Genomic DNA, 11,727 nt, shown 5'->3' with positions numbered 1-11,727 from the left:
TCGTTCTCGCGGTGCGCCGACGCAGGTGCCGACGGCGCACACCAGGTACCGCCGGGGTGTATTGGACCCTGGTGCGGGCGGGTTTCAAGAGACAGGCGCAGTACAAGCTGGCGATGTTCGCCGGGCTGTTCACCAACTGCATCTTCGGGTTCGTCCGTGCCGCGGTGATGGTCGCGGCCGTGCGATCGGCCGGGGATTTCGGCGGGTACGACGAGGCGACCATCGCCGCGTACGTGTGGTTGTCGCAGGCCCTGCTCGGGGCGACGCAGTTCATGGGCCCGCCGATCGATCTGGTCGAGCGCATCAAGACCGGCGACGTCGCCATCGATTTCCTGCGCCCGGTCGACGTGCAACTCGGCTACCTCGCCACCGATATGGGCCGTGCGGCGTGCACGTTCCTCCCCCGCGCGGTGCCGAGCATCCTGATCGGCGCGACGATCTTCGGCTTGTCGATGCCGGACTCACCGCAGGCGTACCTGCTCGGCCTGCTGAGCGTGTTGCTCGCGGTCGCGCTGTCGTTCCTGTGCTTGTTCGCGGTCGCGCTGTGCGGTTTCTGGGTGGTGGAGATCCGGGGCATCCGGATGCTGTACCAGATCGTCGGCACGTTCCTCGCAGGCCTTTTCGTACCGGTTCACATGTTTCCCGAGTGGTTGCGTCTGCTCGCGCACGCAACCCCGTTTCCCTCCATCCTCCAGTCCCCGATCGATACGCTGTCAGGGCGGGTCGCCGGAATGGAAGCCTTGTCAGTCGTTGCGGGACAAGGCTTCTGGGTACTGGCGATCGGACTGCTCGGCAGGGTGTTGTTGCGAGCGGGACAACGCAGGTTGGAGGTACAGGGTGGCTGAACCGGAGACCGCGCGCATTGTGTCCGGGACCTGGTTCACCCCCTACCTCGCAGTATTGCGTTCGCGTGTCAAAGCACAGCGGGTCTACCGGGTGTCGTTCGCCATCGAGGTGTTCAGCGCGTTCCTGATCGGCCTGGTGGAGTTCGCCGAGGTGTGGGTGATCTTCCACAACGTCGGCACCCTCGGCGGCCTCGACGTCGACGCGGCACTGCTGCTGTTCGGCCTGTCCAACACCGCTTTCGCGCTCGCCCAGGTGCTGGTCGGCCACCTCGACTCACTCCCGGCGATGATCCGCATGGGCACCCTCGACGCGTATCACCTTCGCCCACAACCACTGCTACTCCAGTTGATCACCAGCGACATCTCGCTGCGCCGGATCGCCCGTGCCGCCGTCGCGGTGATCGTGCTCGGCATCGGGCTGTGGCGCAACGAAATCGACTGGGGCATCGTCCCGGTTACCTTGATCGTGATCACCCTGCTGAGTGGAATCGCGCTGTTCTGTGGCCTTTTCGTATGTGCGGCGGGGCTACAGTTCTTCTTGATAGACGGTGCCGAGCTCACCAATAGCTTCACCTACGGCGGCTCGTTCGCCGCGATGCAGCCGGCCTCGGTGTTTCCGACACCGCTGAAATTGTTGTTCGGGTTCGCGATTCCGGTCGCGTTCACGGCGTACGTGCCGACCATCGCGCTGCTCGGACTGCAGGGCCCGCCGCTGCTGCCCGCGTGGTCGGCGTGGCTGACCCCGCTGGCCGCCGCCTGGGTGTGGTTGCTCGCGGCGGCGGCGTGGCGGGTCGGGACGAGGCACTATCAGGGAGGAGGCGGATAACGATGGACGACAACGCCACATCGGATCCGATCATCGACATCGACGACCTCACCCGGCAATTCAGCGTGTACCGCAAGAACGGCAGGCGTTGGCGCAGACATCGTGACATCATCACCGCCGTCGACCGGATGAGTTTCCGGGTCGAACGTGGCTCGGCCGTCGGCTATATCGGCGCCAACGGCGCGGGCAAGTCGACCACGATCAAGATGCTCACCGGCATCCTCGTCCCCACCAAGGGCACGGTCCGCACGTGCGGTCTCGAACCCGTGCGCCAGCGGCGGGAACTGGCCTCGCGCATCGGTGTGGTTTTCGGGCAGCGGTCGCAGCTGTGGTGGGATCTGCCGCTGCACGAATCGTTTTCGATCCTCGCCGCGATCCACCGGCTCGATCCGGAGGTCGCGGGCAAGCGGACACACGAGCTCGTCGAGCAGCTGGAGATGGCCGATACCCTCGACACACCGGTGCGTCAGCTCTCGCTCGGTCAGCGCATGCGCGCCGAGGTGGCCGCCGCCCTGCTGCATTCGCCGGAACTGGTGATTCTCGACGAGCCGACGATCGGTCTGGACGTGTTGTCCAAGCAGCGATTACGCGAGTTCCTGCGCGCCGAGCGCATGGAACGCGGAACCACTTTGCTCCTCACCACCCACGACATGGGCGATATCGAACGACTCTGCGAGCGGGTGCTCGTGGTGGATCACGGCACCCTCGTCTACGACGGTTCGCTCACCGGCCTCGGCGCCACCGTCGGCGCGCGCCGGGTGCTCGTCGTCGACCTGGCCGAGCCGACACCGGATCTCGACGATCTGCCGTGTGGTGCGCAACTGCTGTCGAGCGCGGCGGGCGGCATGCGTCAGCGCCTGGCCTTCGACGCCGAACACACCACCGCCGCGGCATTGCTCGCGGCGGTCTCGGATCGGGCGAAGGTGCGCGATCTGTCCATCGAGGAGCCGGGCATCGAGGACGTGGTGCGCCGAATCTACGAGTCCGCGCGCTGAATTCAAGCGTTCGGGTTACCGGAGTACATGCTCACCTCGCCGCCTTCGCCGATGAAGGCGTTGACCAGCATGATCCGCTGCGCGCGCAGCTCGTCGGCGTCGGGGGCGCTGGTGGTGATGGCGATCTGCGGGATGGCGGCCCAGTTCACCACATAGCGCTGCGGTGGTCCTTCGTCGTCGGACAGCCGGGCGAGCCGGAACACCGACACCGCACGGCGTTCCATCAGGTCGCGGACCACATCGGCGATTCGCTGCGGGTCTTCCAGCGCGAAGAGAAAGCCGAAGGTCAGCTCGGGCGAGGACACGTAAGCCGGCACATCTACCGAGGCTAGTGCATACGCGGGTTTTGTCACCGGTGAGATTGCCATGAATGTGCCGCATAGGTTTTGTCGGTCACCGCCCGGTGACTCGCCCGTCATCGGCACATAACAATTTCTGCCTGCCCGGAGATTTGTACACCATACTATTGCGCGTCGATCCCGGATCGCGCTTTCCTGAAAGGGTCCCGATATTTCCCGGGCCGTCATCCTCACCGCAGCGTCGCGGAATACGTCGGCGCCTGGGCGGGGCTACGCCGGTGCCGGGGCGCGTCCCGGCGATTCCCCGGCCCCGGCGTATCCACCTCGCGAGCTTTTCAGGGGCGTGCACCATGCCGATCCACTCCGGCCACCTGACACAACCACCGTCACCGTCGGCCTTGTTACGGGCATTCGTCCGGCCGATCGATCGGAACCGGCCCCATCACCGGGTACTCGACGCGGCCGCCGCCCTCGCCGAATGCCATGCACGCAGGCGCGCGGTGATCGAGGAGGCCCGCGACCCGGCCGTGTCGAGCGCGCGGATCCTGCGCCTGATCGACGAGATAGACCGCGAACGCACCACGCAGATGGCGCTCATCGACAACTGGGTGGCCACCAACCTGGCCCACCGCGCGGGCGCCTCGCTGCACACCGAGACCCTCGGCGCGGTGATCGACCGGATGGCACGAAAATGGATCGCCGCCCAGCATGCGCTGGACGGCGATCCGGAGTGTCGAACCCATCTGCACTGGTCCCGGCTGGCCGAGCTGGCCGACGGCTACCGCGATCTCATCACCGATGTGATCGAGCACCGGCGCCGGTTGCCGGTGTGGTGATCAGTGCTGTTCGGGAACCGGCTTCGGCGAGACCACCTCGGTCTCGTCGACGATCTCGGCCTCGGTGACGGGCTGCTCGGGCGCCCGCACCTCGTCGTCGGTGGCGTCGTAGGCCGGTTCGGCCGCGGCCGCGTCACGGCGAGCCGCGGCGGCCGCTTCCTTCATCTCGATCGCGTCGGTGATGAACTCACCGATCTCCCGGGCCACTCCCGCGACGGTTCCGGTGATCAGCGCGGCGATATTGCCCACCCGCTGCGCGCCGGAGGTCGTCAATTCCTGGACGAGATCCTTGTTGGTTTCGAATTTGCCGACCATTACACGCCCACTTCGGTTGCCTTCCGATTACGCATAACGATAACACCGGGCTTGGGCGCCCTCTTGGTGATGTTGTCGGGGAGCGCGAGCTGGAAGATCTTGGCCCACACCGAACCGATCTGCTTGGAGAAACGGCCGGTGTTGTAGGGCAGACCGTACTTCTCGCACAGCGCCTTCACCTCGGGCGCCATTTCCGGGTACCGGTTGGCCGGGATATCCGGGAACAGGTGGTGCTCGATCTGGTGCGAGAGGTTGCCCGACATGATGTGGAACAGGCGCGAGCCGTTGATGTTGGCCGAGCCGAGCATCTGGCGCACGTACCACTCACCACGGGTCTCCTCCGCGGTCTCCTCCTTGGTGAACGTCTGCACGCCCGCCGGGAAGTGACCGCAGAAGATGATGGAGAAGGTCCACAGGTTGCGCACCAGGTTCGCGGCCGCGTTGCCCGCCAGAGTGTGCAGGAACAGCGGGCCGGTCAGTGCCGGGAACACCACGTAGTCCTTGAGGACCTGTCTGCCCGCCTTCTTGAACTGCCCCTTGAGCAGCGGCTTGAGGTCGGACCACTTGCGCTTGCCCTTGATGATGTTGTCGGCCTCGAGGTCGTGCACCATCACGCCCCACTCGAACAGCACCATCAGCAGGAAGGCGTAGACGGGGTTGCCCAGGTAGTAGGGGTTCCACTTCTGGCCCTCGTCGATGCGCAGGATGCCGTAACCGATGTCGCGGTCCATGTCGTGGATGTTGGTGTAGGTGTGGTGCATGTAGTTGTGCGAATGCTTCCACTGATCGGCCGGGCACACGGTGTCCCAGTCGAATTCGCGGGAGTTCACGCCGCGCTCACGCATCCAGTCGTACTGGCCGTGCATCACGTTGTGGCCGATTTCCATGTTGTCGAGAATCTTCGACGCGCCGAGCGCGGCGACACCGGCCAGCCAGAACGGCGGGAGGAAGCCGAGGTACATCAGACCGCGGCCTGCCACCTCGAGACCACGCTGGGTCTTGATGATCTTGTAGATGTATTCGCGGTCGCGTTCGCCGAGGTCGGCGACGACGCGGGCACGCAGGTCGTCGAGCGCCTTGCCGAGCTCTTCGACCTGGTCGGGGGTCAGGATGACCGGGCCGTCTGCGGTTTCGGTGAGGATCGTCATAGCAGTATCTCCCCTGGGTTGTTTCGCGGTGATCGGTTGACTAGAGGGCGATGTCGACGTCGCCGACGGGTGCGTTCACGCAGATCTGGATCTGCTTGTCGGGGTCGGCGTCGAGTTCGCCGGTGCGCAGGTTGCGGGTGCAGCCGGACACCTTGGTCGCGGTGCAGGAGAAGCAGATCCCCATGCGGCAGCCGTATTCCGGGGTGAGCCCCGCCGATTCGGCCTGTTCGAGCAGCGAGGAACCGTTGTTCTCGGCGGCGACGTCGCTGCCGGAGAAGGTGACGGTGCCGGTGGCCTCGGACGGGTCGACCGGAACGGTGGTGAGGGTGAACTCCTCGCTGTGCACCCGATCCGCGAGACCCTCGGCCTCGAAGATGTTCTTCACCGCGCGCATCAGCGGCGGCGGACCGCACACGAAGGTCTGCGCGTCGGCGAACCAGGGCGCCACGCGCTCGAGCTCGTCGTAGTCGAAAAAGCCACTGCCGGTGGAGGTCTCACCGTTGACGACCGTGCCCGGCTCCACCGGGAAGCGGTATTCCACCCGGAAGTTGGGGCGCCGGTTGGCGATCGCGGCCAGTTCCGCGCGGTGCGGAATCATCTCCGGCTGGCGCGCGTAGTGCAGGAAGGTGACCTCGCCGGTGTACGCCTCGGCGTCGAGGGTGCGCAGCATAGACAGCACCGGGGTGATGCCGCTGCCGCCACTGATGAGCAGCACCTTCGAGGGCCGCTGCTCGGGCAGCGCGAACACCCCGCTCGCCGGCTCGAGGTTGACGACCATGCCCGGTTCGGCGTGATCGTGCAGGTAGTTCGAGACCAGCCCGCCGGGGTGCGCCTTGACGGTGAGCTGCAGGAATCGGTCGCTGCCGCCCTCCGGGTCGATGGGCGAGTAGCAGCGGACGTGGCGCACGCCGTCGATCAGCACCCCGATCTGGATGTACTGCCCGGCCTTGTGTCCACGCCAGCGGCGCGATGTACGCAGGGTCAGGGTCACCGAGCCGGGCACCGCGCGGGATACATGGGTGACCTCGGCACGCAGTTCCCGCGCGGTCAGCGCCGGGCTGACGAGTTCGAGGTACCGGTCCAGCGGATGCGGCGTCGTCAACGTCTGCACCAGGTCGATCAGTCCCACCATGTGTGTTGCCCCTCTGCGGATGTTCCGTGGACGTGCTGGCGAAAATTTCAGTGCACGCCTGTACACTCACCAGTGTGCCGGATGGACCCGGCCCACTGTCAACCGGCAACGATGTGAGCCGGACTACATTTCCAAGGAAGCGACTATGGTGAACGGATGTATGCTCACCGATGTGACTGAGCAGGCAGGAACCCGGAATGAGCGCAAAGCGCACACTCGGGCGGCTCTCCTCGACGGCACGCTGGCCCTGGCCGCGGAACGCGGGTTCGCCGCACTGAGCCTGCGCGAGGTCGCACGCTCGGCCGGGATCGTGCCGACGGCGTTCTACCGCCACTTCGCGTCGCTGGACGATCTGGGCGCCACCCTCGTCGACGAGGGTGTCACCGCGCTACGGCTGGCCTTGCGCGAGGTCAGGCGCAAGCCCGACGCCCACCTCGCCGATACCGTGCGCTTCGTGTTCGAGCAGGTCGCCGCCAAGCGCGCGCTGTTCGGCTTCCTGCTGCGCGAACGTCACGGCGGCTCGGCGCCGCTGCGCCAGGCCATCGCGATGGAGCTGCAGCTGATCGTGCGCGAGATCGTCGCGGATCTGTCGCGGTTGCGCGCGCTGGATTCGTGGAGCACGACCGAACTCGAGATCGCGGCGGACTTGCTGGTCAGCACGGTCACCGACGGCATCGCGGCCTTCGTCTCGGCGACGCCGCGTGAGGAGTCGGCGGTCGTCGAGCGTACGGTGATGCAGATGCGCCTGATCGCCTTGGGTATCGCCGCCTGGCAGCCGGACCTCCCCGAGAAATAGGGCCAGGCTCGTGCGCGAGCGGAATCGCGTCGGCGGCCAGACTTTCGGGGGTGGTCGGGTCAGCCCGTCCCCGGTGAGTTACCCATGCGCTCACCTGCCTCTCCACGTCGAGCCATACTTTCGGGCCCCGGCCGGTTCAGCCCGCGTCTTGTGAGTTACCCACGTGCCCGCGAAATCTGTCGGCGATTTCGTTCGGAGTACAGGTGTTCACAGGATTGCGTGGGCGAAATCGGTGACGCTACACAGGTTTGGCGTCCTGAACGGTGCTCGGTGCACGGACCGGGAGCAGGACCAGCAGGCCGACGGTGAGCACCACGAGGAGGCCGACGATGCCCGCGCGATCGTTGTGGAAGGCCCAGGCGAACAGCCCGAACAGGGCGGGCGCGAGGAACGAGACGGCGCGGCCGGTGGTGGTGTAGAGGCCGAACAGCTGGCCCTCGCGACCGGGTGGGGCGAGGCGGGCCAGGAACGACCGGGCCGAGGCCTGGGCGGGGCCGACGAAGACAGTCAGTGCCAAACCGAAGACCCAGAACATCAGCGGGCCGGTCACCACCAGCAGCACCGCGCCGCAGATGATCATCCCGATCAGCGAACCGACGATCACCCGCTTGGGGCCGAGCCGGTCGTCGAAGCGACCCGCCGTGATCGCCGCCGCGCCCGCCACCACGTTCGCGGCGACACCGAACAGCAGCACATCGGCGTCGGCGAAGCCGTACACGCCGACCGCGAGCACCGCGCCGAAGGTGAACACCCCGGCCAGCCCGTCCCGGAAGATCGCACTGGCCAGCAGGAACCACACCGTATGCCGGTCGGTGCGCCACAGTTCGCGCACATCACGCCACAGCACCCGGTAGGAACCCAGGAAACCGACCCGGTCCGCGCCCGGATCGGCGCCCGTGCGCGGCAGCTCGGGCACGGTGAACAGCACCGGCAACGCGAACACCGTGAACCAGACGGCGGCGAGCACGATCACCAGCCGCACATTGAGCCCCTGATCGGTCGGCATGTCGAGCAGGCCGCGGCGATCGCCGTCACCGGCGAGGAAGCCGGCGTAGCAGGCGAGCAGCAGCACGATGCCACCGAAATAACCCATCGCCCAACCGAAACCGGACACCCGGCCGACCGTCGCCGGCGTCGACACCTGGCGCATCATCGCGTTGTAGGGCACCGTCGCCAATTCGAAGGTGGCCGAGGCGAAACCGAGCAGGGCGAGACCGAGCCACAGGTCGCGGTAGTCGGCGTGGACGAAGAACATCAGCGCCATCGCACCTACGGTGAGTGCGGTCAGCGTGGCCAGCGCGCGCTTGCGGGAGCCGACCGCGTCGAAGTACTGCCCGCACACCGGTGCCGTCAGCGCGACCACCAGACCCGCACCCGCCAGCGCCCACCCGAGCCACGCGCTCGCGGAGATCGTTCCCGGCAGGTCCTTGCCGACCTTGTCGGTGAGATACACCGAGAACACGAAGGTGAGCGTCACTGCCTGGAACGCCGAGGACCCCCAATCCCACAGCCCCCACGCCATCACCTGTCCGCGTCCGGCCGCCTCGCCGATGGTCGCGGACGCGCTCACCTCGGTCATGCACCGAGCGTAACGGCGGGTTCGGCACCCGGCAGGGCATCGACGATCCGCCACGCCGTCAATCCATATGAACCTGGTTGCATAGAACCGTTGGTTGCGCATATCCTCGTCGCATGGCACTCGAGCACGCGCTCCTGGTCTCGCTGAGCGAGCGAGCAGGCTCCGGCTATGAACTGGCCCGCCGGTTCGACAAGTCGATCGGCTACTTCTGGAGCGCCACCCACCAGCAGATCTACCGCGTGCTCAAGCGGATGGAGGAAGCCGGCTGGGTCACCGTGGAATCGGTCGCCCAGCAGGGCAAACCCGACAAGAAGGTGTACTCGGTCGCCCCCGCGGGAGCCGAGGAATTGGCCCGCTGGATCGCCGAGCCCACCGAATCGGTGCCCACCCGCGACGAACTCGGTGTCAAGGTGCGTGGCGCCGCGCACGGCGATATCGACGCCGTCTGCGCCGAGGTCGCCCGCCACCGCGCCGAACACGCGCAACGCCTCGAGGAGTACCAGCTCAGCGAGAAGAAATTCTTTCCGGCGCCGGACCAGCTCTCCGGCACCGCTCTGCACCAGTACCTGGTGCTGCGCGCGGGTATCCGCGCGGAGACCGGTTACGTCGAATGGTGCGACGAAGTACTGCAGGCCCTGCGACCGCGAAAAGGTGACCATCGCCCATGACTGCCTATCCCCATCTGTTCGAGCCACTCGACCTCGGCCACACCACCCTGCGTAACCGGGTGGTCATGGGCTCCATGCACACCGGCCTCGAAGACCGCGCCTGGGACACCAACAAGCTCGCCGCCTACTTCGCCGAACGCGCACGCGGCGGTGTCGGGCTCATCATCACCGGCGGGTACGCACCCAACCGCACCGGCTGGCTCCTCCCGTTCGGCGGCAAGCTCACCACCAAGACCGAGGCCTACCGGCACCGGCGCATCACCAAGGCGGTGCACGACGAGGGCGGCAAGATCGCCATCCAGATCCTGCACGCGGGCCGCTATTCCTATATGCCGACCAGCGTTTCGGCTTCGGCGATCAAATCGGCGATCAACCCGTTCAAGCCGCGCGCACTGTCGGCCAAGGGCATCGAACGCACCATCGACGACTACGCCCGCTGCGCCGGGCTGGCCAAGTTCGCCGGGTACGACGGCTGCGAGATCATGGGCGGTGAAGGGTATTTCATCAACCAGTTCCTCGCGCCACGGGTGAACAAGCGCACCGACAAGTGGGGCGGTACCCCGGAGAACCGGCGGCGGCTGCCCGTGGAGATCGCCCGCCGCATCCGCGCCGAAGTGGGCCCCGATTTCATCATCGTGTTCCGGTTGTCGATGGCCGAGCTCGTGGAGAAGGGCCAGACCTTCGACGAGATCGTCGCGCTCGCACAGGAATTGGAGGCCGTCGGCGTCGACATCCTCAACACCGACATCGGCTGGCACGAGGCTCGGGTCCCGACCATCGTCACCTCCGTGCCACGCGCGGCGTTCGTGGAGTTCACCGCCAAAATCGCTCGGGTCGTGAACATTCCGGTGTGCGCGTCGAACCGCATCAACATGCCCGAGATCGCGGAGGAGATCCTCACCCGCGGTGACGCGGCCCTCATCTCACTGGCCCGCCCCCTGCTCGCCGACCCCGACTGGGCGAACAAGGCCCGCGGTGACCGCGCCGACGAGATCAACACCTGCATCGCCTGCAACCAGGCCTGCCTAGACCACGCCTTCGGCAACAAAAAGGTGTCGTGCCTGGTGAACCCGCGCGCGGGCAGCGAAACCACCCTCAACCTGCTGCCCACCCGCCGCACCAAGCGCATCGCGGTGGTCGGCGCGGGCCCCGCGGGCCTCTCGGCAGCCGTGAACCTCGCCGAACGCGGCCACCACGTCGACCTGTTCGAAGCCGACGACAAGATCGGCGGCCAGTTCGACATCGCCCGCCGCATCCCCGGCAAGGAAGAATTCGACGAGTCGATCCGCTACTTCCGCCGCAAGATCGAGCTCACCGGCGTCCGACTGCACCTCGAAAAGCGCGTCAGCGCAACCGAACTCATCGACGGTGGCTACGACTCGGTCGTCCTGGCCACCGGCGTGCGCCCCCGCATTCCCAACATCCCCGGCATCGACCATCCGATGGTGCTGTCGTACGCGGAGCTGGTGAAGCAGGAGAAGCCGGTCGGCAAGAAGGTCGCAGTGATCGGCGCGGGCGGCATCGGTTACGACGTCAGCGAATACCTCACCGTCGAAGGACATCCGACCCTCAAGCTCGACGAGTGGAAGGAAGAGTGGGGCGTCGACTCCGACAACGAGCAGGTCCCCGGCCAGCTCAAGAAGCCCAACCCCTCCCCCGCCGCCCGCGATGTCGTCCTGCTGCAACGCAAGTCGACCCCCTTCGGCAAGGATCTCGGCAAAACGTCCGGCTGGGTGCACCGCGCTGCGCTCAAAGCCAAGGGTGTCGAGCAGATCGGCGGGGTGAATTACGAGCGCATCGATGATGCCGGGCTGCACATCAGCTTCGGGGAGAAGCGCGAGAATGCGCGGGTGATCGAGGTGGACAACGTGATCGTCTGCGCCGGGCAGGAATCGGTGCGCGAACTCGAGGAACCATTGCGAGCAGCCGGTATCGAGCTGCATCTCATCGGTGGGGCCGAACTGGCTGCCGAACTGGATGCGAAGCGGGCCATCGACCAGGGCACCCGCCTGGCCGCCCGCCTCTAGACCCGGTCGTCCGACGCGACGGACGGCCGTTGCGACGCCCCCATCCACCGAACTCGCATCCGGTGGGTGGGGGTGTTGTCTTCGGTTGGGAGGTTGCCCGGGAGTTTGGGGCGTGGCCGGCTCTTTTTGGATCGCGCCCAAATGGTGCTGGCTGTGTTTTTGGAGCGCTGGCGCGCTCGAGCGCGGCCCCTGGAGGGCCGCGCGAACAGCGCTCGAGACTCGCGCCTGCGGCACATGCGCTTCGAGCGCTGTTCGCGCGGC

General features: G+C 66.6%; 12 protein-coding genes. 7 read left to right on the top strand and 5 right to left on the bottom strand.

Going from position 1 to position 11,727, the window contains the following annotated elements; all coding sequences use genetic code 11:
- The first annotated feature begins 56 nt into the window (after positions 1-56).
- From AB0I35_RS24465 to AB0I35_RS24455, 3 genes are read left to right on the top strand one after another with little or no spacing between them, the layout of a single operon-like run.
- Positions 57-845 carry an ABC-2 family transporter protein gene (locus AB0I35_RS24465; RefSeq protein WP_357398603.1) on the top strand — a complete coding sequence of 263 codons (789 nt, stop codon included), beginning with the start codon at positions 57-59 and terminating at the stop codon, positions 843-845.
- On the top strand, positions 838-1,671 hold the full coding sequence (locus AB0I35_RS24460) for an ABC-2 family transporter protein (RefSeq protein ID WP_357398602.1): 834 nt from the start codon (positions 838-840) through the stop codon (positions 1,669-1,671). The genes AB0I35_RS24465 and AB0I35_RS24460 overlap by 8 nt, the downstream gene beginning before the upstream one ends.
- Before the next feature lie 2 nt (positions 1,672-1,673).
- Positions 1,674-2,666 carry an ATP-binding cassette domain-containing protein gene (locus AB0I35_RS24455; protein ID WP_357398600.1) on the top strand — a complete coding sequence of 331 codons (993 nt, stop codon included), beginning with the start codon at positions 1,674-1,676 and terminating at the stop codon, positions 2,664-2,666.
- Positions 2,667-2,668: 2 nt separating this feature from the next.
- Here the strand turns inward: AB0I35_RS24455 and AB0I35_RS24450 are convergent, their stop codons facing one another.
- Complete coding sequence (locus tag AB0I35_RS24450) at positions 2,669-2,983, bottom strand: hypothetical protein (protein ID WP_067642455.1); 315 nt, start codon at positions 2,981-2,983, stop codon at positions 2,669-2,671.
- A gap of 332 nt (positions 2,984-3,315) precedes the next feature.
- On the opposite strand from AB0I35_RS24450, the gene AB0I35_RS24445 reads away from it, so the two are divergent.
- Positions 3,316-3,801: a DUF4254 domain-containing protein gene (locus AB0I35_RS24445; RefSeq protein ID WP_357398599.1), complete on the top strand. Its 486-nt coding sequence runs from the start codon at positions 3,316-3,318 to the stop codon at positions 3,799-3,801.
- Here the strand turns inward: AB0I35_RS24445 and AB0I35_RS24440 are convergent, their stop codons facing one another.
- Genes AB0I35_RS24440 through AB0I35_RS24430 form a run of 3 tightly spaced genes read right to left on the bottom strand, consistent with a single transcriptional unit; the run spans position 3,802 to position 6,396 of the window.
- The gene (locus tag AB0I35_RS24440) at positions 3,802-4,116 is read right to left on the bottom strand and encodes a hypothetical protein (protein WP_067486107.1); all 315 of its coding nucleotides are present in this window, start codon (positions 4,114-4,116) and stop codon (positions 3,802-3,804) included.
- Entirely contained in the window at positions 4,116-5,264 is a 1,149-nt protein-coding gene (locus AB0I35_RS24435) for an acyl-CoA desaturase (protein WP_357398598.1), read from the bottom strand. Before AB0I35_RS24435 ends, AB0I35_RS24440 begins: the two co-directional genes overlap by 1 nt.
- A gap of 40 nt (positions 5,265-5,304) precedes the next feature.
- The gene (locus AB0I35_RS24430; RefSeq protein ID WP_357398597.1) at positions 5,305-6,396 is read right to left on the bottom strand and encodes a ferredoxin reductase; all 1,092 of its coding nucleotides are present in this window, start codon (positions 6,394-6,396) and stop codon (positions 5,305-5,307) included.
- Positions 6,397-6,541: 145 nt separating this feature from the next.
- Here AB0I35_RS24430 and AB0I35_RS24425 point away from each other — a divergent pair, with 145 nt between their 5' ends.
- Entirely contained in the window at positions 6,542-7,192 is a 651-nt protein-coding gene (locus tag AB0I35_RS24425; RefSeq protein ID WP_357398596.1) for a TetR family transcriptional regulator, read from the top strand.
- Between the two features lie 238 nt (positions 7,193-7,430).
- Here AB0I35_RS24425 and AB0I35_RS24420 read toward each other — a convergent pair whose 3' ends face one another.
- Positions 7,431-8,771, bottom strand: coding sequence for an MFS transporter (locus tag AB0I35_RS24420; protein WP_357398594.1), 1,341 nt, complete (start codon positions 8,769-8,771; stop codon positions 7,431-7,433).
- Positions 8,772-8,884: 113 nt separating this feature from the next.
- Here AB0I35_RS24420 and AB0I35_RS24415 point away from each other — a divergent pair, with 113 nt between their 5' ends.
- Entirely contained in the window at positions 8,885-9,439 is a 555-nt protein-coding gene (locus tag AB0I35_RS24415) for a PadR family transcriptional regulator (protein WP_357398592.1), read from the top strand.
- Positions 9,436-11,466 (top strand): NADPH-dependent 2,4-dienoyl-CoA reductase, encoded by a 2,031-nt coding sequence (locus tag AB0I35_RS24410; RefSeq protein WP_357398590.1) that lies wholly within the window; start codon positions 9,436-9,438, stop codon positions 11,464-11,466. Before AB0I35_RS24415 ends, AB0I35_RS24410 begins: the two co-directional genes overlap by 4 nt.
- Positions 11,467-11,727: the final 261 nt, after the last annotated feature.

The organism is Nocardia sp. NPDC050378 (assembly GCF_040655675.1).
GTDB lineage: Bacteria > Actinomycetota > Actinomycetes > Mycobacteriales > Mycobacteriaceae > Nocardia > Nocardia coubleae.
Note: the sequence above shows the minus strand (reverse complement) of the source record. Positions and strands in the feature narration are given on the sequence as shown.